The organism is Cupriavidus sp. GW823-FHT06D04 (assembly GCF_058795055.1).
Window position 1 is genome coordinate 73,170 of the sequence record NZ_JBXAHL010000011.1, and the last position, 23,446, is coordinate 96,615.

Sequence of the window (23,446 nt, forward strand, 5' to 3'; positions counted from 1 at the left end):
GCCCCGCGATAGCGGGGAACGCAGTACCCAATCAGGAGACAACATGAACGCACCTGCCGTCGCACAACAGCCGCCCGTCCCGGTCACCATCCTTACCGGCTTCCTCGGCTCGGGCAAGACGACGCTGCTCAACCACATCCTGACGCAGAAGCACGGCCACCGCATCGCCGTGATCGAGAACGAGTTCGGCGAGGTCGATGTCGATTCCGACCTGGTGATGACCTCGGACGAAGAGATCTACCAGATGACCAACGGCTGCATCTGCTGCGTGGTCGATGTGCGCACCGACCTCGTGCGCATCCTGCAGAAGCTGCTGGAGCAGCCCGAGCGCTTCGACCATATCCTGGTCGAGACCAGCGGCCTGGCCGATCCCACGCCGGTGGCCGCCACCTTCTTCATGGATAACGAAGTCGCCAAGCAGGTCACGCTGGACGGCATCCTGACGCTGGTGGACGCGGTGCATATTGAAAGCCACCTCGATGATCCCCAGCTGACCGGCTTCGACAACCAGGCCGTCGACCAGATCGTGGCGGCCGACCGCGTGATCCTCAACAAGACCGACCTGGTGAACGCCGCGCAGCTCGACAGGCTGGAGGCACGCATCCACCGGCTGAACGAGGGTGCGCAGATCCTGCGTTCCAACTTTGCGCAGGTGGACCTGGGCAAGATCCTCGGCATCGGCGGCTTTACCACGGGCACGATCCAGGCAGACGCGCACGATGACCACCACGATCACGCGCACGACCACGACCATCACGACCATGTGTGCGACGAGCATTGCGACCACGTGCACGATGACGACGCGCATGGCCACCGCCATGATCCATCGGTCACGTCCGTATCGCTGGTGTTCGACCAGCCGTTCGACCGCCAGCGCCTGGAGCACGGCCTGAAGGCCCTGCTCGCGGCGCAGGGCGACGATGTGTTCCGGATGAAGGGGATCGTGGCGGTGGAGGGCGATGACCGCCGCTACGTGCTGCAAGCGGTGCACCGGCTGATGGATTTCCATCCGGCCGATGCGTGGGGCGCGGATGCCGCGCAAAGCAAATTCGTGTTTATCGGCCGGCACCTCGACAAGCTGCGCTTGCAGACGCTGCTGAAGGTCTGCCTGCCCGTGGCCCAGGCAGCCTGACGGTCCTGACCAGCAGCGGGGGGGGGGCTCCCCCCCCCCCCCCCCCCCCGCTGCCGACCCGCGCTGGCACGCGCTTGCGCAGCAAGTACCTTTGCGTCCCCTCCATGACGCAGACGTCGTTCTGGTTTCGCACCTCCGACCGCATCGCCAGCACGCCAGTCGTACGGCCGGGAACCAGCTCGGTGACGGTGAGGCGGCAGTACAATGTATCTCCAACAAAGACAGGTGCGAGGAAGCGGCTGCTCTGCTCGATAAAGCCCTTCAGGGACTCCTCGACCATATGGGGGAACAGGCCTGCCCCCGCGGCAGTCTGTATCACGACCTGGAAGCCGTGTGCCAGCATGTGCTGCATGCCGTGAGCACGGCAGTACTCAACATCGTAGTGAACCGGATGGTTGTCCCCGCTTGCCAGCTGGAACGCAGCGAACAGCGCGTCGGTCATGGTGCGGGACGGCAGATTGAAGTGCTCTCCGAGTTCGAAATCCTCAAAGTAGCGTTGCGGACAAAGTTGATAGGCATTCATGGCTTCTCCGTGTTCCTGATGGTTGGTTCCGGCGCTGGCGTGCGCAGACTTCGCTCAGTCGGCTTTCATATTCGTGGCGACGGCCACCCGCTTCCACTTCTCCAGTTCCGCGCGCAGGAATTTGTCGAGCCCCGCTGGTGTAGGCTGGGTCTCCAGCTGCAATCCGAGTTCGAAGGCTTTGCTTTGCAGGGCGGGATCGCTGAGTGCATCGCCGAGGGTCGAGACCAGCTTCTGGACAACGGCCGACGGTGTTCGGGCTGGCACGAATACCGCATTCCAGGTGTACGCCTCATAGCCTGACACGGCTTCCGCAATCGCCGGCGTCTCCTTGGTCTGCGGCAGGCGTTTTCCCATCGACGTTCCCAGCAATCGCACCGTTCCCGCGCGCACCTGCGCCAGCCCTGTCGGTGCGCTGTCGATCATGAATTCGACATGGCCACCGATAAGATCGGCCATGGCAGGCGCGCTCCCCCGATATGGGACGTGGACCGCTTTCGTTCCCGCCGTGTAGTTCAACAGTTCCCCGGCGAGATGCGGGGCACTGCCAACTCCCGCCGAACCATAGTTGACCTGACCGGGACGCGACTTCAGATACGCGATGAATTCCGGCAGTGTTTTCGCCGGAACGCCCTTGTTCACAACCAGCACCAGGGGCGCACGAGCCGCCAGCCCGACTGGCGCAAAGTCCTCGATCGTGCGATACGGCAGGCTGGCGTGAATGCTTGGGTTCACGGCATGCGCGACAGTGGTCAGCAGCAACGTATAGCCGTCCGGTGCGGCTTTCGCCGCGAGCTCGGTACCGACTATCGTGCCGGCCCCCGACTTGTTCTCGACAACCACCGAGGTGTTCAGCTTGCGGCCCCAGCTTGCAGCCAGCGATCGGGCGAAGGTGTCCGTCGGTCCGCCAGCGGGATACGGAACGATGAGTCGGACAGGCCGCACCGGGTAGTCTGTCTGCGCCACCGAAGGGGACGCACAGGCCAGGAGTGTCGCGGCACTGCCCAGCGCGCTGGCGATCCTGCGCAAGAGTATGGTCATGTTGGTCTCCGATTCTTTTTTGCGTAGCACAGCGGTAGCTGCGGTGACGAACCGAAATATAGAATCGGACCCTACAAGGACACCAGTCGAAAGCTCCTGGGGTGTCGTTAGAATTTTTCTAAGCACCCCGGGAACTGTCGGCCAACGGAGACAAGCGTGCGTTTCGAACTCACCGATCTGCGAGTATTCCTCGCCATTGCGCAGGCCAAGAGTGTGACGGCAGGAGCGTCAGATATGCATTTGACGGCGCCTTCGGCCAGCTACCGCCTCAAGAACCTCGAACAGGCGATGGGCGTCCCGTTGTTCAACAGGACGCAGAAGGGCATGGCCCTGACGCCGGCGGGCGAGACAGTACTGCGCTATGCCGAGGCAATCATGGAGAACGTCGAACGCCTGCAGTCGGAGATGCGGCGCCATACCGACGGCATTGAAGGGCATATCCGTGTCTACGCGAACAGTAGCACCATGGCCAGCCTGCCCGCGGCACTTAGCAGGTTCCTGGCGGCGTACCCGAATGTCAATGTCGATCTGGAGGAGCACCTCAGCGAGGACAGCGTGCGGGCCGTGATCGAGGACCGTGCCGACGTCGGACTGGTGGCCGGCGCGATCGACATGCGGGGCCTGGAGTTCATTCGATACGGCGTCGATGAGCTGATGTTCGTGGTTCCGGCACGCCACCAGTCAGGGTTGCTCGACAAGATGTCCCTTGCACAGGCGTTGGCGTACGACCTGGTATCCGTCGGCAGCAAAAGCAGCAATTTCCTCTTCCTCAATGACATGGCCGCGCGTGCCGGCATCAAGCCACGCGTTCGCGTGCATGCACCCGACTTTGCCGCGGCCATGCGTTGCGTACAGGAAGGCGCCGGCATCTCGCTCGTGCCACGTTCCGTAGCGGGTCCCTTGATTGAGCAAGGGGTGGTGGAAGGGGTCACCCTGGATGAGCCATGGGCCCGGCGCGAGCAGCGGATTGTCGTGCGGAGCCAGAAGGCGCTCCCGGCCTATACGCGCGACTTTATCCGCTATGTCGCCGAATGGGGCGCACCGGACGCCGCGCCGTAAGGCCACGCAAGCGGCCAGTTTCGAAGACTTCGAAGCCGCCTTAGGAATTCTCGACTGTTCGGGAGAAGAGGACCGTTCCTATACTTTGTCGTCCGGCCCGTGTGCCACCAGGTCCCTTCATTCCCCCTCCATGAAACCCAACCTACGCCCCCTTGATGGCATCACCGTTCTGGCGCTTGAGCACGCTGTAGCGGCACCCTTTGCCAGCCGCCAGCTCGCCGACCTCGGCGCCCGCGTCATCAAGGTGGAACGCCCGGTCGTCGGCGATTTCGCCCGCGACTATGATCATTCAGTGCACGGCCAGTCGTCGTTCTTTATCTGGGCAAATCGCGGCAAGGAAAGCCTCACGCTCGATCTCAAGAAGCCCGAGGCCAAGGCGATCGTGCACAAGCTGCTCGCCAAAGCGGACGTGTTCATCCAGAACCTGGCGCCGGGCGCCGCCCAACGCATGGGGCTGGACTTCGAGTCATTGCATGCTGACTATCCTGAGCTGATCGTTTGCGATATCTCAGGATATGGTGACAGCGGGCCATACCGCGACAAGAAGGCCTATGACCTGTTGATCCAGGCCGCTGCGGGCCTGATCTCGGTAACCGGTTCGGAACCTGCGCCGTCGCGCACCGGCATTTCCATCGCGGACATTGCCGCTGGCATGTACGCCTATACCGGCATCCTGTCCGCCTTGCTGCAACGCGCACGGACTGGCGCCGGCCTCAGGGTTGAAGTCACCATGCTCGAGGCGTTGAGCGAATGGATGTCATATCCCCTGAACTTCGCTCACTATGGCGGCACGCCGCCGGCACGCAACGGCGTTGCGCATCCGGGTATCGCCCCCTATGGCCAGTACCAGACCGGCGATGGGGCCAGCGTCATCTTCGGGCTGCAGAATGAACGGGAATGGGAGCGCTTCTGCACCGAGGTGCTGGAGGACCCGGCCCTGGCGGCGGATGCCCGCTTCAACTCCAATCTCCAACGCGTAGCCAATCGCGCGGCGCTGGACCAGGAGATCGCCAATCATCTTCGGTCCATGACCCGGGAGCAGCTGGTCAAGCGGCTCGATCGCGGAGGCATTGCCAACTCGCCCCTGAACGACATGCATGATGTGTGGCAGCACGCGCAATTCGCCGCACGCAATCGCTGGCGGGAAGTCCAGACGCCGGGTGGCGCCATCCAGGCACTTCTGCCGCCTGCAACGCTGTCGGGCGTACCGGCTGCCATGGGGAATGTGCCGGCAGTCGGCGAGCACTCCGCCCTTGTCCTGAAGTCACTCGGCATGAACGAGGCAGAGATCGAAGCCCTGGCGGCCGCGGGCACGATCTGAGTGCTGAAGGTCAGGCTGCTGGTGGCGCCGGCAGCCAGATGGTACTGGGCAACAGAGGGCTGGCTCGCCCTCAGCCCCCCTGCTCCGCTGCCGCCCGCAAGGTCTGTGACGGCAGCTCGCCAAACTCGCGCCGGTACTCGCGCGAGAACAGGCTCAGGTGCGTAAAGCCGTGCCGCAGCGCAATCGCGCTGACCATCCCCTTCTCTTGCCGCGCCCGTTGCAGGTCGGCGCGTGCGCCATGCAGGCGCAGCAGACGCAGGTACTCCATCGGCGTGGTGTTCTTGCTCTTGCGAAAGCCCAGCTGCAAGGTGCGCGCCGATACGCCGCAATGTGTGGCGATCTGCTCCAGCGTCAGCGGCTGGTCAAGATTGGCGCGCAGGTAGGCGATGGCATTGCGCACATAGTCCGGCAGCACCGCCTCGAACCGGCGCGGCAGCATATTGCCGTCCGCAGCAAAGCGGTCGAGCAGCAGTGTCGACAGCACGATGCGCTCGATGCTGCCATCCACCGCCGGCACGCCGCTGCCTTCGCGCCGCACCCGCGTTTCCGCGCGCAGATAGCTCACAAGCGCCTGCCAGCGCGCGGCACGGCCATCGTCCGCCACCGGCTGCATGTCGAATTCAATCGGCACCGGCGGTTCGAAGCTGAACTGCTGGCGGAACGCCTCGTCGATCAGCTGCCGGCGGATCACCACGCTGAAGCGCTCGCAGCCAGGGTCCAGCGACAACGTGGCCGGCACGGTGGGCGAGAACACAAAGGTCGCCCCCGGCGACATCAGCATCGCACCGCGCGGGGTCTCCACGCGGCACGTACCCGCCAGCACGGTCTGGATCACGAACTCATCCTTGTTGGGCTGCGGCTCGATCTGCACTGCCTGGTTATAGGCAATGGTGACCAGCGTCAGCCGGCCGATGGTGCTGGTGTCGATACGGGCATCGAGCGCCGCTTCGGCTTCGGTCGCGCGCAGCCGCGTAGGGCCGAACACGCGGCCGGAAAGCGACTGGATGCGATCCAGGTCACCGCCGCGGCTGACTGGCGAGCGGGAGGCTGCAGCAAACCATCCTGCGCTGGGTGACATGGCGTTGGGAAAGTGGTGGAAAGAGCCGGAAATACGTCTTCGCTTCCAGCGCATTCGGATAGCAATGAAGGAGCGCATCCATCCTATGACCACCCCCGCCCTCACGCAACCCAAGGGAAACCCCTGATGTCCCAGGCGCGCATTTTGCAAACGCGATTGCGGTCCGGTGCCAGGGCCTTCGCAATAACGCTATGACGGCCTCCCGTGCATCACTACTGTGCAAGGCATGCGTCGGCCATGCGCCGCGCATGGCACCGTGACGGACCGAGCCCGGCAACCACAGACCGGGCCAGCCGCCGCCGGCATGGCGCACTTTCCCCCAGCACGCGGCAGGAGACAACATCATGCAAGCAGCGGTTCACCCCGTCGACCAGATCCTGCCGGCACGCGCCATGGCGTCGCTCGGCTTCCAGCACATGCTGGTCAGTTATCTCGGCGCCATTGCGGTGCCGATGATCGTGGCCGGCGCGCTCAAGATGACGCCGGCGCAGACCACCATGCTGATCAGCACCGCGCTGTTCACCTCCGGCATCGCCACCCTGCTGCAGACCGTCGGCTTCTGGAAGTTCGGCGTGCGCCTGCCGCTGATGCAGGGCGTGGCCTTCAGCTCAGTGGGCCCCGTCATCGCCATCGGCACCGATCCGTCGCTGGGCTTCAACGGCGTCTGCGGCGCCATCATCGCCGCGGGCGTGATCGCGATGTTCCTTGCGCCCATCATCGGCAAGCTCAAGCGCTTCTTTCCGCCGGTGGTCAGTGGTTGCACCATCACCGCGGTGGGCCTGTCGCTGTTCCCGGTTTCGTTTCACTGGTTTGGAGGCGGAAGGGGGGCGTCGGATTTCGGCGCCCCCATCTTTTTCATCGTCGCCTTCGGCGTAGTGGCACTGATCCTGTTCATCAACCGGCACGGGGGCGAGCTGATCCGCAACCTGTCCGTCGTGATTGGCCTGCTGGTCGGCGGCGCGGTGGCGTGGATGCTGGGCATGGGCAGCTTCGATGAAGTCGCGCGCGCGCCGTGGTTCACCATGGTGACGCCTTTTGCCTTTGGCATGCCCACCTTCAACGTGGGCGCCATCACCACCATGGTGATCGTGATGGTGGTGCAGATGGTGGAATCGATGGGGCTGTTCATCGCCGTCGGTGACATCGTCAAGCGCCCCCTGACCGAGCGCGACGCCACCCGCGGCCTGCGCGCCAACGGCCTGGCCAGCGCCATCGGCGGCATGTTCGCGGCCTTCCCGTATATCGCGTTCATGGAGAACGTGGGGCTGGTCATCGTCACCGGCGTGCGCAGCCGCTGGGTGGTCGCCACCTGCGGCGCGATGCTGTGCGCCGTGGCGCTGGTGCCCAAGATCGGCGCGTTGTTTGCCTCGATCCCGGCCGCCGCGCTGGGCGGCGCCACCATGGTCATGTTCGGCGTAGTCGTGGCCGCCGGCATCAAGACGCTGGGCGAGGTCGAATACGAGCGCAACCCCAACAACCTCTCCATCGTCTCCATCACGCTCGGCTGCGCGATGATGCCCGTGATGCTGCCCGGCATGCTGGAGAAGCTGCCCGGCTTCCTGCAGCCCTTTGTCCACAGCAGCGTGATCATCGCCTGTGTGGTCTCCGTGGTCCTCAACCTGATTCTCAACGGCGTGCCCGCTCGTGAAGCCGACGAGCTGCCCGCCAGTGCCGACAACGTCCAAGGGGTCTGAAACATGGTGCAGAACACCAACGCCACCACCAACGCGCCCGCCGGCGACCTGCTGATCCGCAACGCCGCTGCCGTCATGACCGGCCGCACCGGCCATGACGCGCGAGCGGGCGCCGCCGACATCCGCATCCGCGACGGCCGCATCGCCGAGATCGGCGCCAGCCTGCAGCGCCACGACGGCGAAGCGGCACTCGACGCCACCGGTTGCGTGGTCTACCCAGGCTGGGTCAACACCCACCACCACCTGTTCCAGAACCTGCTCAAGGCCGTACCCAGCGGCATGAACGTGGGGCTGGAACAATGGCTGGCCTCCGTCGCCTACCCGCGCCTGGCGCGCTTCACGCCGGAGATCTTCCGCACCGCCGTGCGGCTGGGCATGGCCGAGCTGCTGCTGTCCGGCACCACCACATGCGCCGATCATCACTACCTCTACCACCACGGCCACGGCGCGGAGACTGGCGACGTGCTGTTCGAAGTAGCGGAAGAGCTTGGCATGCGCCTGGTGCTGTGCCGCGGTGGTGCCATTCAGTCAGCCTCAGATCATCCGGGTATGCGCGTCACCGCGCTGGTGCCCGAGACGCTGGACGAAATGCTGGCCGATATCGAACGGCTGAAGGCCCGCTATCACGATGCCTCCGCGGATGGCCTGCGGCGCGTGGTAGTCGCGCCGACCACGCCGACCTTCTCCCTGCCGCCGGCACTGCTGCGCGAGCTGGCCGCCTTCGGTCGCGGCATGGACCTGCGGCTGCATTCGCACCTGTCGGAGACCGACAACTACGTGAAGTTCTGCCGCGAGAAGTACCAGTGCACGCCGGTGCAGTTCGTGGCCGACCACGACTGGCTGGGGCCTGACGTCTGGTTCGCGCACCTGGTCACCGTGAATCCCGAAGAGATCCGCATGCTCGCCGTGACCAACACCGGCATGGCGCACTGCCCCGTCAGCAATGCGCGGCTCGGCAGCGGTATTGCGCCAGTGCGCGCGATGGCCGATGCGGGCGTGCCGATCTCACTGGGCGTGGATGGGGTGGCATCCAACGAGTCGGGCAGCATGGTGCATGAAGCCAACTTCGCGTGGCTGGTGCACCGGGCGCTGGGCGGGGCCGCGCAAACCCGCGTGGAAGAGGTCATCCACTGGGGCACCGCAGGCGGTGCGCAGGTCCTGGGGCTGCCAGGGATCGGCACGCTCGCGACGGGGCAGTCGGCCGACCTCGCGATCTATGACGTCAGCGGGCTGCGGTTCCATGGCTTCCACGACATCGGCACGGCACCGGTGGCGGCTGGCGAGCCTACGCCGGTGCGGGACGTGCTGGTGCGCGGGCGTCAGGTCGTGCGCGATGGCGCGATCGTGGGACTGGATCTGGAGAAGCTGCGTCGGGAGGCTCGGGAGGCATTGGTGACGCTGGTGGATTGAGGGTGGTTTAGGCGTTTGGCTATTTGCTGGCGGGCGGAGGTCGGGCAGGATGCGGCGTCCGTATTGGAATGCGAAGTGTCTTATCGAGTCGAGCGCCACGACGCGGGAGACTGGGGCTGTCATCGAACAACGGTGACCGAGTGTGGAAACTCGAAGGCCAAAGCCGGACCGGTCGTACTTGACGATCGGTCCCGCCCATACGAGCAAGCCATCCTGCAATGGCGGGCCGGGCGAGGTAGCCGCAAGGCTGACCGGCATTGGCTTTGGCACCGGTTTTCCACCCTCGCTGTCAGGCCCGCCGCCCTCCTCTTATGTCGCGCGGCGGACCTTCATCCAACGGTAGGAGGTCCTATGTCGGAAGTCGATCTATCCACGGCGCGGTACAGTCTTGAGACGGTGGCAACAGGTATGGAAGGGGTGCTTGTGCTGCTGGAACAGCATAGCGAGCAGTCGGAGGCCTGCTTTAGTGCGTTTTGTTTGTTGGGGTTGGTGAAGGCGCAGCTGGAGAGTTTGTTGGCAGAGGATTCAGCCGCTTGATCCGGACGCCTTCGGTTGACGACGCATTGCGTCGTCAACCTGAGCAAGCTTGTAATGCTTACTTTGCCGCAGCCTTCACCTGATCACCGGTATAGCTCAGCGACGCCAGCTCTTCCTTCGCCTTCTCAGGCGTTTCCAGCTCCAGCACCACGCGGCCCACCATCAGCCCCAGCGACGGGGAGCTGCGCACGTACTTCGTCTCGCCGGCATCCAGCATGAAGCTGAGCGTCTTCTCGGTTTCGGTCGAAGCCGCCGCGACATACTTGCCAGCCGTGCGGTCCACGAAGAAGAAACCGCCGGGCTTGGATTCGCCCACGACCTGGCTATTCAGGCGAATATCTGGCTGGATGGCCGCCCCGAACATCGACGCCGAACGCAGGAAATAGATCCGGCCCTCGCCCGGCTTCAGCGTGGGCATCGATGCCGCCATCTCGGCGTGCTTCACGCCCGAAGCGCATCCCGCCAGCAGCGACGACACCGCCAGTCCGGCGATCAGCATGCGCGCAATCCGTTTCATTCCGATTCTCCCAAGTTCAAAGGTACTGCTGTCGTTAGCGGGGAGTAGTTCTGCTCCCCAGGCAGATAGAAGCCCACCAGCGTCTTGTTGCGAACGACCAGGTAGGCCTCGTGAACATGGCGGCCCTCGATTGTGAGAATGGTGCCGACGGGGCGGTAGACATCGCCTTGCGGGAGGCGCCCGACCTGCGACCAGGTCGACTTGGCAGCGAGGTCTCGGGAATAGCCGGTGTCGAGCTTGACCTGTGCCGGCGCCAGAAGCTGAACGCGCTTGGCCGTGGCGGCTGGCTGCATGAGCTCCACCGTTGCCGGGGTGGTCGCGATCATTGGGGCGCAGGCGGAGAGTGCCAGGCTAAAGCCTGTGGCGAGCCACAGGCGGCGGGCGCGGAAAGAGAAGGCGGTCATGGCTGGATACCCTCGGGTGTATGGCTCGCAGCCTGTGTGGCTGCGCCCCACAGCAATTGCGCCAGTCGGCACGATGCGGCGCCATTGGCACTTTCCCTTGGCGCCGGCCGGGTTGTCTTCTGAGGCTAATTACGACACTGGGGCGGACATGCTTAATACAAGGCGGCACCCTACAGGAGGAGGGTGCCGCGGGAATTCTCCAGCAAGCTAACACAAATAGAAATCGTCTCCAGCCGAGTCTGGCTGCGGCTACGGAATTCCGCTCAATCCCCCTTGAAACCCGACGCCTTGATCACCGGGGTCCACCGTGCCGAGAGCGCGCTCGCATACCTGGCAACCTCATCAGAAGTGCCGCCCGGCAAGATGTCATAGCCAGCGCGCGCCAGCTTCTCGCGCACATCCGGCATGGCCAGCACCTTGCGCACGGCCTGATACCACTGCGTTGTCACGTCGGGCGGCGTGTTGGCGCGGACGTAAAGCAGATAGCGCGACGACGTCACCAGGTTGGGAAAGCCAGACTCCGCAAAGGTAGGCACATCCGGCAAGGCATCGGCGCGCTTTTCCCCTGCCACGGCCAGCACGCGAAGCTTGCCGCCGCGATGCAGCTCGGTGAAGGTCGTAATGGCGTCCATGCCCGCCGCGACCTGGTTACCCATTATTTCCGTCACCATCGCCGCGCCACCGCGATACGGCACCAGCGTACTGCCGGTGCGGGACTGGCTGACGAACTCCACGGCAAGGAAATGCAGCAGCGAGCCAACCGTGCTGATGCCGATCGAATAGTCAGCCGGCTTGGCCCTGGCGGCCTTGACGAAGTCGGCCAGTGTCTTGATGGGTGAGCTGGCGCTGACCGCGATACCGAACTGGACGCCCGTCACATCGGTGATCGCCGTGAAATCGGTGGCGGGGTTGAAGCGCATATTGCTGTAGATCAGCGGCCCGATGAACATTGGATCGACGGGGGCCAGCAGCACGGTGGTGCCGTCGGCCGGCGCGTTCTTCAGGAATTCGGCCGCCACGCGCGTCCCGGCACCGGGCCGGTTGTCGACGATGACGGTGCGGCCCATTGTGTCTTTCAGCTTCTCGGACAGCAGGCGGCCCATGTAATCGGCCGGCCCTCCCGGCGGGAACGGCACGATGATGCGCGATACGGTCTGCCCCCATGCGGTCCTGGAGAGCAGGCCACCGGTACACAGGGCGGCGGCGGTGCCGGCCAGCATGGCGCGGCGCGACAGCCGCGGGGCGTAAGCAGGTTTGCGTTCGTTCATGGGAAGCTCCTGGGACTAGATGCCGGTTTGCACGTCGGTGAAAGGGGTAAAACGCGTCGCGTCTTCAATGGCCTGGCCGGCGCGCAGCAACAGGTCTTCCCGGAAGCGCCATGCCATCAGCTGCACGCCGACCGGCACGCCGCCGGCCATGCCCGTCGGCACGGACAGCCCCGGCATGCCGAGCATCGCCGTTGCCAGCATGGGGCTCTGTGCGTCCAGCAAGGCCCGGTTCTCTTCTGGCGTGCGGATATCCGCGTCTTGCACGCTCGGGCGCTGCCACGACACCGGCATCAGCACCAGCGGATAGGTTTGCATGAACAGCGACCAGCTTCGTGCGATCGCCTGGCGCCGCGCCAGGGCATCCAGAAAGCCATCGCGATCGGTTTCCTGCATCCCGTCCAGCATGTTGCGCTGGCTTTGCCGCATGGCCTCGTCGCCATGCTGGTCAACGCCTGCGATGATGTTGCGGCGGCTGTCGTCGACCGTCAGCGTGCGCCAGAGCGCTGCCGCTTCCATGAAATCAGGCAGGCTGGCTTCCTCGACGGCGTAGCCCGCTTGCTGCAGCCATTGCGCGGCACTGTCCAGCGCTGCGCTGACCGCGGGATCGACGGGAATGCCCGGACAACGCCGGAACAGCGCGACGCGTATCGGTCCCGGCGGCAACGGCAGTTCCAGCGGCACCGGCACCCATGCCGGGTCGCGCCCGTCATAACGGGCCATGGCGTGGTAGCCGAGCCGCAGGTCGGCAATGCTGCGCGCAAGCGGCCCCTGCACGGACATGAGTTGTGGCGTGATGCTGCGCTCGGCAGTGGCCGACGGGTTGTACGCGGGCACCCGCCCCGTCGTCGGCCGCAAGCCGACGACACCGCAGGCATAGGCCGGATAGCGAATGGAGCCGCCGATATCATTGCCATGCGCCAGCGCTCCCATGCCGGAAGCGACCGCGGACGCGGCACCGCCGCTGGACCCACCGGGCGTGATATCCGCATCCCACGGGTTCAGCGTGCGCCCATGCAGGCCGTTGTCGGTAAACCAGCGCGAGGAATAGGTAGCCGTATTGCTGCGTCCGACGATGATGGCCCCGGCACTGCGCAGGTTTGCGACCACGGGGGCATCCTCACGCGCGATGTTGTGCTTCAGCGGGATCACGCCGTTGGTGGTGGCATGGCCCGCCTGGTCGACATTGATCTTGATCGTGACCGGCACGCCATGGAGCGGCCCCAGTTCTGCGCCCTCGGCGACCTGGCGGTCTGCAACATCCGCGCTGGCCAGCGCCTCTTCTGCCAGCACCTCCGGCAACGCATTCAGACGAGGGTTAAGGGCGTCGATGCGGGCCAGCACGCTGGCCGTGACCTCGCGGCAGGAAATCTCGCGCCGCCGCACGGCATCGGCAATATCGACGGCGCTCCAGCGCCAAAGCAAATCAGCAGGTTTCACGTCAAGGCTCCCAGGATTCAGGCAATAGGAATCCCACCCGCCGTGTCGGATGCGACGATGGCGGTTGGGTGTGCAGAAAAGGGGGGACGCTAGCGCGTCAGGGGATCAGTCGCCCGGGCTCATCAGCAAGCTCCCGCGGTCCACCCGGGATTCGGCCTCCAGGGCCAGGGATTCGGCATGCTCCATGTGCTCCTGCATCAGGGCACGCGCACGCTCCGGGTCGCGCGACCGGAAGGCTTCGATCAGCGCGTTGTGGCTGTGGAAGATCTCTTCATCAAAGTCGTCGAAATCATCCTGCGCATTCCGTACCACGATGACGCGGCGGATGATGTCGTTGAGCAGGCGGCAGAACAACGCCAGCATCGGGCTGCTGCAGGCGTCGGCCAGGCGGTCGTGGAACAGCAGGTCGGCTTCGCGCCGCTCGTTCCAGTCCGTGCTGCCGCCATGTTCCGGGTGGCTCAGCCCGACCAGGGCTTCCAGATCGGCGATATCGGCATCGGTCAGGCGCAAGGCGGCGTTGGCTGCCAGCTCCGGCTCAACCGCGCGGCGCAGGGCGTACAGCGTGACGATGTCGACCGACTGGAAGTACAGGAAGTTGGACACTGCCTCCAGGCATCGCTCATAAGGCGGCTGCGTCAGAGTGGCACCGCCGTTCGGCCCCGTGCTGACCTTGACCAGCCCCTGCGCCTGCAGCGAGGCAAGCGCCTCACGCACCGTCCCGCGTGCGACGCCCATCTGTTCGATCAACGCTGCTTCCTGCGGCAGCTTGTCTCCGACATTCTGGTGCGTCTGCACGATCCAGCGCTTGATATCGTTGACTACCTGGTCCGAACGCTTCACGCGTCTGCTGCCCTCTATCTGAGGAGTGGGCTTGGAGTCCATCGCTTCGTATTTATGATCATAATTACTATGATTATGGTGAAGGACTGGGCTTTTCCTATGCGGGTATTCCCGGCGGCGGGGCGAAAAGCTGATCAGGTCGCAGCATGTCGGGGGACATGGAGGTGTCGGACCTGCCGACATTCGCACTATCCGGGCGCACACCGGCGAACGAAATCCGTCGATTCGGCCCATGGGGCTGGAGAGGCGCTTTGCAGTGGCCTATACCTGAGGCAAGCCAACCATCGTGATCACGAGGTATCCCATGCACCACGCCCTCCCGCCCAACGACGACCCCAACGCCATGGCCTACTGGCGCGCGCGCCGCATGGTGCGTGCCCTGCGCGGCTGGTACATCCACCTGCTGGTCTACGCTGTCGTCAATGGCTGGCTGTGGTTCCGCTTTTTCTACTTTCCCTCGCCGCGGTGGTCGCACTATGCCAGCACCGGCTGGCCGTGGCCGCTGACCACCACCCTGGCCTGGGGCCTGGCGCTGGCGGTGCATGGGTTGCTGGTCTGGACGCGGCTGTCACGCCGCGGACGTGACTGGGAACAGCGCAAGATCCAGGAATTCATGGATCGCCAGTGAATCCCTCAGCCGGCGGCGCAGTGGCGCCGCTGGCTGCCTTACATCTGCCGGAAACGATGCATGTAGGCGCGCGATACCGGCAGTTCGGCTTCGCTGTCGCGCATCCGGACAAAAAGCCGTCCCGACTCATCGCGGCGCGTGCCGGCCACGTATTCCATGTTGACGATGGACGAGCGGTGGATCTGCCAGAACACCTCGGGATCGAGGCCGGCAATCAACTCCGCCAGCGGTGTGCGGATCAGGTGTTCGCCATCGCGGGTATGCACGACCACATACTTGTCGTCGCTCTGGAAATACATCACCTCCTGGATCGGCACGTGGCTGGTGGTATTGCCACGGCTGGCGCGTACCCAGCGCAACTGGCCACCGGTTTCCGCGCGCGGCTGGGCGCGCGTGAGCTGGTTCAGTAGCTGTGCCAGTTCCGGCAAAGGCGCCGCTTCCTGCAACGCCTTGCGCAGCCGCTCGATGGTGCGGCCGAGCCGTTCCTCGCTGACCGGCTTGACCAGGTAGTCAACTGCCGCGCGCTCGAACGCATCGAGCGCGAACTCGTCATAGGCCGTGATGAACACCAGCCGCGTATCGGTTTCAATCCCTTGCGCCACCTCCAGGCCGGACAGGCCGGGCATCTTGATGTCGAGGAAGGCTACGCTCGGCGACAACCGTGCGATGGCGTCGGCAGCTTCGATGCCGTTGGTCGCCTCGGCAACGATCTGCAGTTCCGGCCAAAGGCGTTCCAGCTTGCCGCGCAGATATGCGCGCAGGTGCTCTTCATCGTCGGCAATCAGGGCGGTGGGCGTCATAGGGCGTCTCCGTTTCAGGATGCACGCGGCAGCGGGATTTCAATCAGCACGGCGGTGCCGGGCGAGCGTTCTTCAATGCGTACCTGGGCGTCACCGTCATAGAGCACAGCCAGCCGTTCACGCAGGTTCGAAAGCCCGACGCCGGCGCCGGCCGAGGGGCGAAAGCCCATGCCATCGTCCTCGATGGTTGCGAGCATGCGCGGGCCGCGCCGCTCAAGCCGGACCAGCAGCCGCCCGCCTTCGATCTTGGGCTCCAGCCCATGCTTGATCGCATTCTCGACCACGGGCTGCAGCAGCATCGGCGCCAGCGGCATCGATTCGAGTTCGGGTTCGACATCGACCGAGTAGTGCAGCCGGTCCCCCATGCGGATGCGGATCAGCGCCAGATAGTCTCGCAGCAGCTTCGCCTCCTGCACCACCGTGCCTTGCGTGGCGCGGCTGGCTGCAAGCGATGCACGCAGGTAGGCGATGAAATGCTCCAGCATGAGCGTGGCCTTCTGCGGCGCTGGCTCGATCAGGCTGACCACGTTGGCCAGCGTGTTGAACAGGAAGTGCGGTTCGATCTGGGCCTGCAGCAGGCGCATGCGGGCTTCGACCAGCTGCTTCTCCGTCGACAGCGTGCGCACCTGTTCCTGCGCCATGTATTGCGCGATCTTACGTTCTTCCCACTGCCGCCCGAGCAGGCCGACGCGCCCCCAGGTCATCACGCCGTGAATCGCCAGGCCGATGCCCCAGCCCATGAGCGGCCCACCGGACCACGGCCGATGCGGCGATCCCACCAGATGGAAGCCGATCAGCAATGCATTGACCGCCACGTAGACCATGGCGTGCATATAGAAGAAGCGCAGCGCGCGCACGCGGCGGCGGGCGTCTTCGTAGGCGCGCTGCTCTGGGGCGGATCGCCAGATGCGGGAGTCTGGGGAGTGCACGGGCGGGTGGCTGGGGGCGGAGATAGCGGGAGGTTACCACTGCGATCCGGGCTCTGACATGGGGGTGGCGGGAATCGACGGATCGGCGGCGCGGATCGCCGGAAAGCAGGCGCAGACCGCTTGGCAGCCCCCCGGAGCCGCCGGCTCGCCAGTGTCGCCAACCAGCAAATCACCAAAATTACCGAAATAGCCACCGTTACCGTTTTGTGCCTACAATTGCCCCATAACAAACCTGCCTGACCGCCGTCGCACCGGGTCCGCGGCACCAACCGTGGTCAGCGCAGCTCCTGAACGGGCAATAAGAAGAGCAACAACGCATGGCCACGCTGATTCCCGCGCTGGGTTCGGTCACTTCGCGCATGACCAGTGGAGAGAGACGCTTCGCCGAGCGTCTGGAGACAAAGCTGGAGGACGACTACCTGTGCTGGTATGACGTCGCCATCGGAGAGAAGACCAGGCATCCGGATTTCATCGTCTTCCATCCCAGCCGGGGTCTGCTGGTGCTGGAGGTCAAGGACTGGCGGCTGGATACCATCCGGGAGATCGACCAGCGCGATGTCACGCTGCTGACGGATCGCGGGCAGGTGCGGGAGATGACCCCCCTTGAGCAAGCCCGGCAGTACATGTTCTATGTCACCAACCTGCTGCAGCGTGATCCGCAACTGGTCTGGCCCAGCGGCTCACTGAAAGGCAAACCCTTCTTTCCCTACGGCTGCGGCGTCGTCCTGTCCAACATCACGCGTGCCCAGTTCGACAAGACCAACCTCGGTGACGTCCTGCCGCCGCACCTGGTGATCTGCCAGGACGAGATGTACGAGACGGTCGACGCAGAACACTTCCAGCAGCGCCTGTGGGAGATGTTCCCGGTCAAGTTCACCTTCAAGCTTTCCCTGCCGCAGATCGAGCGGATCCGCTGGCACCTGTTCCCGCAGATCCGCATGCCGGAGCAACGCGCGCTCTTTCCGGAGGATGCCGCTGAGCCGCTGGATATGCCTGACATCCTTCGCGTCATGGATCTCCAGCAGGAGCAGCTGGCACGCAGTCTCGGCGAAGGCCACCGGGTCATTCATGGCGTCGCCGGCTCTGGCAAGACGATGATCCTCGGCTACCGGGCTGAGCATCTGGCAAAGATCGTCACACGGCCAGTTCTCGTGCTTTGCTACAACAAGACCCTCGCGGCCAAGCTGGCGGCGACGATGATCGAGAAAGGCATCGAAGAGAAGGTCCACGTCTATAACTTCCACGCGTGGTGCTCGCGGCAACTAGAGACTTACAACATTGACCGGCCGAAGGGGCGCCCCAGCGATGCGCTGTTTGAGGAAATGGTGAATCGGGTCATCCAGGGCGTGGACCGGAAAGCGATCCCGGCCGGCCAGTACGACGCTGTGCTGATCGATGAGGGGCACGACTTCCGGCCGGAGTGGTTCAAGCTGGTCGTGCAGATGGTGAATCCCGAGAGCAATTCGCTGCTGGTGCTCTACGATGACGCGCAGTCCATTTATGGCGGCGCCAGGAAGCGCGGGATGACCTTTGCCAGTGTGGGCATCCAGGCCCGAGGCCGTACGACCATCCTCAAGCTGAACTACCGCAATACGCAGGAGATACTGGCCGTCGCACGCAGCTTCGCGGATGAGTTGCTGCGGCCGACTGAGGCAGCCGAAGACGAAGCGCCTACCGTGCAACCTGTCGGTGCTGGCCGCCGCGGCAACAAGCCGCTGCTAATCGAATTGCCAAACGTAGAGGCGGAAGCTGAGCGCATTGCGCAGATCCTGACTGACGAGAACCGGGCAGGCACGCCCTGGTCAGAGATGGCAGTGCTCTATCGCCATTGGGATACGGTCGGGCACGTCACTAGTGCGCTGACCCGGAAGGGTATTCCATTCGAATGCCCCCAAGTCACCAAGCGATTTACGCCCGGCGCGGACAGCGTCAAGGTGATCACCATGCATAGCAGCAAGGGGCTTGAGTTTCCGCTGGTGTGCATTCCGGCCACGGGGATGCCGCATAAGCATGATGAGGCGGATGAAGACGAAGCGCGGCTGATGTATGTGGCAATGACGCGGGCTACGCGGCAGTTGGTGATGACGTTTGGGGATGGGTCGCGGTTTGTTGGGAAGCTGCGGGACGCGGTTGGGCGCCTGCAGCAGTAGCTTGTTGGCCCACTGGAATTCCGTGCAGCGAGCGGCAAGGAACTTGGCGTTTCGGGGCGGCCTAGCTGGGCGCTCAGCTCCGTCCAATGGCGTTGCATTCGAGATGGTATCTCGCCGTCTATGCGATCCTAGAGGTGTCTTCTACCAGATCGTCTTCACGTGCGAGTACGCGCGGATTTTCTCGTCGCGGGTAACAAGCGGCACGGCCAGCTTGCGCGCCGTAGCAACGATCATGCGATCCGCGGGATCCTTGTGAAAGTCCCCCGGCAGGTGGACCGATTTGGTTGCAATCTCGGTATCGACGGGGACAAAGCTGATCGCATCGATGTCAGCGATCGTCGCCAGCCAAGTGTCGACGTCCATGGCCAGTACCAGGCGCTCGCGCTCGACCAGCATGGCGACTTCCCACGCGGAGATGGCCGACACGATAATCTGGCCATCCTGTAGCTCGCGATCAATCGCCGCCCGCGCGGGGTCGCTCAGTTCGTCGCTCCCAGTTGCCCACCAGACCAAGGCATGGGTATCCAGCACGATCACTGCCCGGCCTCCCACTCAACGTCCACTGGCTCCGTTGGTGCATCGTAGCGCAGCACGGTGCCGCGCAACACCTGAAGGGGGTCACGCTCCAGCCCGCGATAGGGACGCACTTCGAGTGTGGGCTTGCCGTGGTCCGTGACAATGACCGGATCGCCCGAGGCTTCGATCTGGCGGAAATACTCGAGCGCGCGCGCCTTGAACTCGGTCTTGGAAATCTGGTTGCCGGGCATGGATTGCCTCCCAGTCATTGCTACCAGTCAGGAATTTACGCCAAAATGACTATGCAAACAAGTCATTTCTCGACGCCGGGCAAACTGTGGTGGCAGACCGCCCTGCTCCGCATCGCTTTCTTCCAACGTCAGAAATAGGGGAAGTGAAATGCTCAGTCGTTCGTGCAAGATCACGCCAAAAGCAAAACGGGCTACGCAAGATTGCGTAGCCCGTTTTCAAATTCTGGTGCCGGCTGCAGGACTCGAACCCGCCACCTGATGATTACAAATCAACTGCTCTACCTGATGAGCTAAGCCGGCATATCTGGTGCAGACCGCGATTCTACTGCATTGCGGTCCGCTTTGGGGTGGCTTACTTCACCACTTTCAGTGCGGGCTTCTTGCTGCCGATGCGGGGCACCGGGGGCGGCGTGTCGTCGTCGCCGGGGCCGGTGTCGGCGGTGCTTGCCGAGGTCTCGGCTTCCACCGGGGCCAGCTTGGGCGGCGGGTTGTTTTCGCGCTCGGTGGCGGCCTGGGTTTCCGGCAGGCTGCGTTCGACCGGGAAGGCCATGCCCTGCCCGTTCTCACGGGCGTAGATGGCCAGCACGTTCTCGACAGGGACGTCGATCTTGCGCGAAACGCCGCCGAAGCGTGCGCTGAAGGCGATCCACTCGTTGCCCATATCCAGGCCGCTGGTGGCGTCGAAGCTGACGTTGAGCACGATCTCGTTGTTCTTGACGAACTCGCGCGGCACGCTGGTGTTGGCGTCGACGAAGACGGCGATGTACGGCGTGAAGCCGTTGTCCGTGCACCATTCATAGATGGCGCGGATCAGGTAGGGCTTGGTGGAGGTTTCAGGCATTGTGCTTCCAATGGCGCCGTGGTGGCCCGAGGGCGGATGCTTTCGGGCCGGTGCCGGTTAGCGGCGCATCACCTTCTCGGACGGGGTGAGCGCTTCGATGTACGCGGGACGGCTGAAAATGCGTTCAGCATACTTCAGCAGCGGCGCGGCGTTCTTCGACAGCTCAATGCCGTAGTGATCCAGGCGCCACAGCAGCGGCGCGATGGCGACGTCGAGCATCGAGAACTCTTCGCCCAGCATGTACTTATTCTTGACGAAGATCGGCGCAAGCTGCGTCAGGCGGTCGCGGATCGCGGCGCGGGCGCGTTCGTGGTTCTTCTCCGCGGCCTTGCCCTTTTCGTTCTCCAGCGTGTAGACGTGGGTGAACAGTTCCTTTTCGAAGTTGAACAGGAACAGGCGGGCGCGGGCACGCTGCACCGGGTCAGCCGGCATCAGCTGCGGGTGCGGGAAGCGCTCATCGATGTATTCGTTGATGATGTTCGACTCATACAGAATGAGGTCGCGCTCGACCAGGATGGGGACCTGGCCGTACGGGTTCATCACCGAAATATCTTCGGGCTTGTTGAACAGGTCGACGTCGCGGATTTCAAAATCCATGCCCTTTTCAAACAGGACAAGGCGGCAACGTTGGGAAAACGGGCAAGTCGTACCCGAATACAACACCATCATGGTTGGATTCCTTGGGCTTAGCCGAAGCAGGGTCGGACAGTAAGGTCTGACATTCTGCCAAAGTCGGCCACCAGAAAGCAAATTAGTGGCAAATAGCGCACTTTACTGGTGCGCTTCTGCAGGCTTTCCAAGGGAAAAGGCCAGGGGCGGTGCTGCTTTCGCAGCGGCCACCCCTGGCCTTTGTCCTGTCCGGGCCCGGATTCGGGCCCCTGGCATGCCTTACTTCACGTCTTTCCAGTACGCGGCGTTGAGGCGCCAGGCAAAGACGGTGAACACGCCCAGGAACAGCAGCACCCAGACGCCCAGGCGCTTGCGGTGGTTCTGCGCGGGCTCGGCCATCCAGTCCAGGAAGCCGACCAGGTCGGCGGTGGCCTGGTCGTACTCGACCTTGCTCAGCTTGCCCTGGCTCAATTGCTCGAAGCCGGCGAACTTGTGCACCTTCTCGCCGTGCTCTTCCACTTCCGTGAACTTGGCGGCGCGCTGGCCCTGCAGTTCCCACAGCACGTGCGGCATGCCGACGCTCGGGAACACCAGGTTGTTCCAGCCGGTGGCGCGGCTGTCGTCCCGGTAGAACGTGCGCAGGTAGGTGTAGAGCCAGTCGTCGCCGCGGGCGCGGGCGATCACCGACAGGTCCGGCGGCTGCGCACCGAAGAAGGCCTTGGCTTCCTTCGGCTGCATGGCGATGGTCATGGTCTCGCCGACCTTGTCCGCGCTGAACAGCAGGTTTTCGCGGATCTGGTCGTCGGTCAGGCCGATGTCCTTGAGCCGGTTGTAACGCATCATCGATGCGCCGTGACAGTTCAGGCAGTAGTTGACGAACACCTTGGCGCCGCGCTGCAGCGACGACAGGTCAGCAGTGTTCACCGGTGCCGGCTCAAGGGGGAAGCCCCCCTCGGATGCCATGGCAGGCGCGCCGGCAAAGCAGGCGCCGGCCAGCGCGAGGATCGAAAGCAGCTTTTTCATCTTGTGTCCTTGTGCTCTTGTCGGGGTTCGCTTCGCTCAGTGCGGGTGGAACGTGACACGCTCCGGGACCGGCTTGAACTCGCCGACACGGCTCCACAGCGGCATGGTCAGGAAGAAGGCAAAGTACAGCAGCGTACCGAGCTGCGACACCTTCTCACCGACCGGCGACGGCGGTTGCACGCCAAGATAGCCGAGCACCAGGAACACCACCACGAAGACGGTCAGGATGGTCTTGTGGAAGGCAGGACGATAGCGGATGGACTTGACCGGCGAGCAGTCCAGCCACGGCAGGAAGAACAGGATCACCACCGAGCCGCCCATCACCAGCACGCCCCAGAACTTGGCGTCGATGAAGTAGAAGCCCACGGCCAGGATCACCGCGATGGCGATCGCGCCGACCTTGATGCGTGCGTCCTTGCTGCGCAGGAACACCATGCCGAGCAGCAGCGCGAAGAACACCCACAGGATCGGCAGGAAGTTCGACGTGGTGGCGCGCAGCATCGAGTAGAACGGCGTGAAGTACCACACCGGCGCGATATGCGGCGGGGTCTTCAGCGGGTCAGCCGGGAAGAAGTTGTTGTGTTCCAGGAAATAGCCGCCCACTTCCGGGAAGAAGAAGATCACGGCCGAGAAGAGCAGCAGGAAGCCGGCAACGCCCAGCGTGTCGTGCACCGAGTAGTAGGGGTGGAACGGGATGCCGTCCAGCGGGATGCCCTTCTCATCCTTCTTGGCCTTGATCTCGACGCCGTCCGGGTTGTTCGAACCGACTTCGTGCAGCGCGATGATGTGGGCAATGACCAGGCCCAGCAGCACCAGCGGCACGGCGATGACGTGGAACGAGAAGAAGCGGTTCAGCGTTGCATCGCTCACCACGTAGTCACCACGGATGAACAGCGACAGGTCCTGGCCGATCACGGGAATCGCCGAGAACAGGTTCACGATCACCTGGGCGCCCCAGTACGACATCTGGCCCCATGGCAGCAGGTAGCCCATGAAGGCTTCCGCCATCAGGCACAGGAAGATCAGGCAGCCGAAGATCCAGACCAGCTCGCGCGGCTTGCGGTACGAACCGTACAGCAGGCCCCGGAACATATGCAGGTAGACCACGACGAAGAAGGCCGAGGCGCCGGTCGAGTGCATGTAGCGCACCAGCCAGCCCCAGGGGACTTCGCGCATGATGTATTCCACGCTGGCGAAGGCCACGGGAATGCCGGCGGCGTTCAGCGTGGCGTCGGGCTTGTAGTTCATCACCAGGAAGATGCCGGTGACGATCTGGATCACCAGCACCAGCAGCGCCAGCGAACCGAAGAAGTACCAGAAGTTGAAGTTCTTCGGCGCGTAGTACTTGGAGAGGTGGTCTTCCCACAGTTGGGTTGCGGGGAAGCGGGCGTCGATCCAGCCCAGCAGGCCGGTCGTCTTGACTTGTTTTTCGGCCGCCATG

23 protein-coding genes, 1 tRNA gene and 1 pseudogene are annotated in these 23,446 nt (G+C 63.9%); 8 read left to right on the forward strand and 17 right to left on the reverse strand.

Annotated elements, in window-relative coordinates; all coding sequences use genetic code 11:
- Positions 1-43: 43 nt before the first annotated feature.
- Positions 44-1,132 carry a CobW family GTP-binding protein gene (locus tag AC1Q7H_RS16025; protein WP_153955441.1) on the forward strand — a complete coding sequence of 363 codons (1,089 nt, stop codon included), beginning with the start codon at positions 44-46 and terminating at the stop codon, positions 1,130-1,132.
- A 64-nt stretch (positions 1,133-1,196) separates the two neighbouring features.
- On the opposite strand, the pseudogene AC1Q7H_RS16030 reads toward AC1Q7H_RS16025, so the two are convergent.
- A pseudogene (locus AC1Q7H_RS16030) lies at positions 1,197-1,655 on the reverse strand (MaoC family dehydratase); the annotation flags it as partial.
- A 54-nt stretch (positions 1,656-1,709) separates the two neighbouring features.
- On the reverse strand, positions 1,710-2,693 hold the full coding sequence (locus tag AC1Q7H_RS16035; protein ID WP_194946878.1) for a tripartite tricarboxylate transporter substrate binding protein: 984 nt from the start codon (positions 2,691-2,693) through the stop codon (positions 1,710-1,712).
- 156 nt (positions 2,694-2,849) lie between these two features.
- Here AC1Q7H_RS16035 and AC1Q7H_RS16040 point away from each other — a divergent pair, with 156 nt between their 5' ends.
- Both AC1Q7H_RS16040 and AC1Q7H_RS16045 read left to right on the forward strand, forming a co-directional pair.
- On the forward strand, positions 2,850-3,752 hold the full coding sequence (locus AC1Q7H_RS16040; protein WP_249678668.1) for a LysR family transcriptional regulator: 903 nt from the start codon (positions 2,850-2,852) through the stop codon (positions 3,750-3,752).
- A gap of 130 nt (positions 3,753-3,882) precedes the next feature.
- Positions 3,883-5,073 carry a CaiB/BaiF CoA transferase family protein gene (locus tag AC1Q7H_RS16045; RefSeq protein ID WP_153955466.1) on the forward strand — a complete coding sequence of 397 codons (1,191 nt, stop codon included), beginning with the start codon at positions 3,883-3,885 and terminating at the stop codon, positions 5,071-5,073.
- Between the two features lie 70 nt (positions 5,074-5,143).
- Here AC1Q7H_RS16045 and AC1Q7H_RS16050 read toward each other — a convergent pair whose 3' ends face one another.
- A complete protein-coding gene (locus AC1Q7H_RS16050) occupies positions 5,144-6,151 on the reverse strand; it encodes an AraC family transcriptional regulator (RefSeq protein ID WP_153955439.1) in 1,008 nt (335 codons plus the stop codon).
- A 344-nt stretch (positions 6,152-6,495) separates the two neighbouring features.
- On the opposite strand from AC1Q7H_RS16050, the gene AC1Q7H_RS16055 reads away from it, so the two are divergent.
- The 3 genes from AC1Q7H_RS16055 (at position 6,496) to AC1Q7H_RS16065 (ending at position 9,792) form a co-directional block, all read left to right on the forward strand.
- The gene (locus AC1Q7H_RS16055; protein ID WP_153955438.1) at positions 6,496-7,845 is read left to right on the forward strand and encodes a nucleobase:cation symporter-2 family protein; all 1,350 of its coding nucleotides are present in this window, start codon (positions 6,496-6,498) and stop codon (positions 7,843-7,845) included.
- Between the two features lie 3 nt (positions 7,846-7,848).
- Positions 7,849-9,255 carry an amidohydrolase family protein gene (locus AC1Q7H_RS16060; RefSeq protein WP_153955437.1) on the forward strand — a complete coding sequence of 469 codons (1,407 nt, stop codon included), beginning with the start codon at positions 7,849-7,851 and terminating at the stop codon, positions 9,253-9,255.
- Positions 9,256-9,606: 351 nt separating this feature from the next.
- Positions 9,607-9,792 carry a DUF1484 family protein gene (locus AC1Q7H_RS16065; protein WP_211980358.1) on the forward strand — a complete coding sequence of 62 codons (186 nt, stop codon included), beginning with the start codon at positions 9,607-9,609 and terminating at the stop codon, positions 9,790-9,792.
- A 58-nt stretch (positions 9,793-9,850) separates the two neighbouring features.
- Here AC1Q7H_RS16065 and AC1Q7H_RS16070 read toward each other — a convergent pair whose 3' ends face one another.
- The 5 genes from AC1Q7H_RS16070 to AC1Q7H_RS16090 all read right to left on the reverse strand — a co-directional run bounded on the left by AC1Q7H_RS16070 (position 9,851) and on the right by AC1Q7H_RS16090 (position 14,258).
- Positions 9,851-10,309 carry a DUF2846 domain-containing protein gene (locus tag AC1Q7H_RS16070; protein ID WP_013958156.1) on the reverse strand — a complete coding sequence of 153 codons (459 nt, stop codon included), beginning with the start codon at positions 10,307-10,309 and terminating at the stop codon, positions 9,851-9,853.
- Complete coding sequence (locus AC1Q7H_RS16075; protein WP_153955133.1) at positions 10,306-10,713, reverse strand: hypothetical protein; 408 nt, start codon at positions 10,711-10,713, stop codon at positions 10,306-10,308. The genes AC1Q7H_RS16070 and AC1Q7H_RS16075 overlap by 4 nt, the downstream gene beginning before the upstream one ends.
- Before the next feature lie 263 nt (positions 10,714-10,976).
- On the reverse strand, positions 10,977-11,981 hold the full coding sequence (locus tag AC1Q7H_RS16080; RefSeq protein WP_153955132.1) for a Bug family tripartite tricarboxylate transporter substrate binding protein: 1,005 nt from the start codon (positions 11,979-11,981) through the stop codon (positions 10,977-10,979).
- A 15-nt stretch (positions 11,982-11,996) separates the two neighbouring features.
- A complete protein-coding gene (locus tag AC1Q7H_RS16085) occupies positions 11,997-13,418 on the reverse strand; it encodes an amidase family protein (protein ID WP_013958159.1) in 1,422 nt (473 codons plus the stop codon).
- Between the two features lie 105 nt (positions 13,419-13,523).
- Positions 13,524-14,258: a FadR/GntR family transcriptional regulator gene (locus AC1Q7H_RS16090; protein WP_238553008.1), complete on the reverse strand. Its 735-nt coding sequence runs from the start codon at positions 14,256-14,258 to the stop codon at positions 13,524-13,526.
- A gap of 304 nt (positions 14,259-14,562) precedes the next feature.
- On the opposite strand from AC1Q7H_RS16090, the gene AC1Q7H_RS16095 reads away from it, so the two are divergent.
- Positions 14,563-14,886, forward strand: a complete 324-nt coding sequence (locus tag AC1Q7H_RS16095) for a 2TM domain-containing protein (RefSeq protein ID WP_013958161.1) — start codon at positions 14,563-14,565, stop codon at positions 14,884-14,886.
- A gap of 38 nt (positions 14,887-14,924) precedes the next feature.
- Here the strand turns inward: AC1Q7H_RS16095 and AC1Q7H_RS16100 are convergent, their stop codons facing one another.
- Complete coding sequence (locus AC1Q7H_RS16100; protein WP_153955129.1) at positions 14,925-15,686, reverse strand: LytR/AlgR family response regulator transcription factor; 762 nt, start codon at positions 15,684-15,686, stop codon at positions 14,925-14,927.
- Between the two features lie 14 nt (positions 15,687-15,700).
- A complete protein-coding gene (locus tag AC1Q7H_RS16105) occupies positions 15,701-16,615 on the reverse strand; it encodes a sensor histidine kinase (RefSeq protein ID WP_492381473.1) in 915 nt (304 codons plus the stop codon).
- Between the two features lie 317 nt (positions 16,616-16,932).
- On the opposite strand from AC1Q7H_RS16105, the gene AC1Q7H_RS16110 reads away from it, so the two are divergent.
- Positions 16,933-18,765 (forward strand): DEAD/DEAH box helicase, encoded by a 1,833-nt coding sequence (locus AC1Q7H_RS16110; protein ID WP_153955128.1) that lies wholly within the window; start codon positions 16,933-16,935, stop codon positions 18,763-18,765.
- 141 nt (positions 18,766-18,906) lie between these two features.
- Here AC1Q7H_RS16110 and AC1Q7H_RS16115 read toward each other — a convergent pair whose 3' ends face one another.
- The 7 genes from AC1Q7H_RS16115 to AC1Q7H_RS16145 all read right to left on the reverse strand — a co-directional run bounded on the left by AC1Q7H_RS16115 (position 18,907) and on the right by AC1Q7H_RS16145 (position 23,445).
- Positions 18,907-19,302, reverse strand: a complete 396-nt coding sequence (locus AC1Q7H_RS16115) for a type II toxin-antitoxin system VapC family toxin (RefSeq protein WP_013958165.1) — start codon at positions 19,300-19,302, stop codon at positions 18,907-18,909.
- The gene (locus AC1Q7H_RS16120; protein WP_013958166.1) at positions 19,299-19,532 is read right to left on the reverse strand and encodes a type II toxin-antitoxin system Phd/YefM family antitoxin; all 234 of its coding nucleotides are present in this window, start codon (positions 19,530-19,532) and stop codon (positions 19,299-19,301) included. Before AC1Q7H_RS16120 ends, AC1Q7H_RS16115 begins: the two co-directional genes overlap by 4 nt.
- Before the next feature lie 224 nt (positions 19,533-19,756).
- Positions 19,757-19,832: transfer RNA gene (locus tag AC1Q7H_RS16125), tRNA-Thr, on the reverse strand.
- 52 nt (positions 19,833-19,884) lie between these two features.
- Positions 19,885-20,373, reverse strand: a complete 489-nt coding sequence (locus AC1Q7H_RS16130; RefSeq protein WP_013958186.1) for a ClpXP protease specificity-enhancing factor — start codon at positions 20,371-20,373, stop codon at positions 19,885-19,887.
- Between the two features lie 57 nt (positions 20,374-20,430).
- A complete protein-coding gene (locus tag AC1Q7H_RS16135; RefSeq protein ID WP_010812311.1) occupies positions 20,431-21,042 on the reverse strand; it encodes a glutathione S-transferase N-terminal domain-containing protein in 612 nt (203 codons plus the stop codon).
- Between the two features lie 219 nt (positions 21,043-21,261).
- Entirely contained in the window at positions 21,262-22,005 is a 744-nt protein-coding gene (locus AC1Q7H_RS16140; RefSeq protein WP_013958187.1) for a cytochrome c1, read from the reverse strand.
- 36 nt (positions 22,006-22,041) lie between these two features.
- Entirely contained in the window at positions 22,042-23,445 is a 1,404-nt protein-coding gene (locus tag AC1Q7H_RS16145; RefSeq protein WP_013958188.1) for a cytochrome b, read from the reverse strand.
- Position 23,446: the final 1 nt, after the last annotated feature.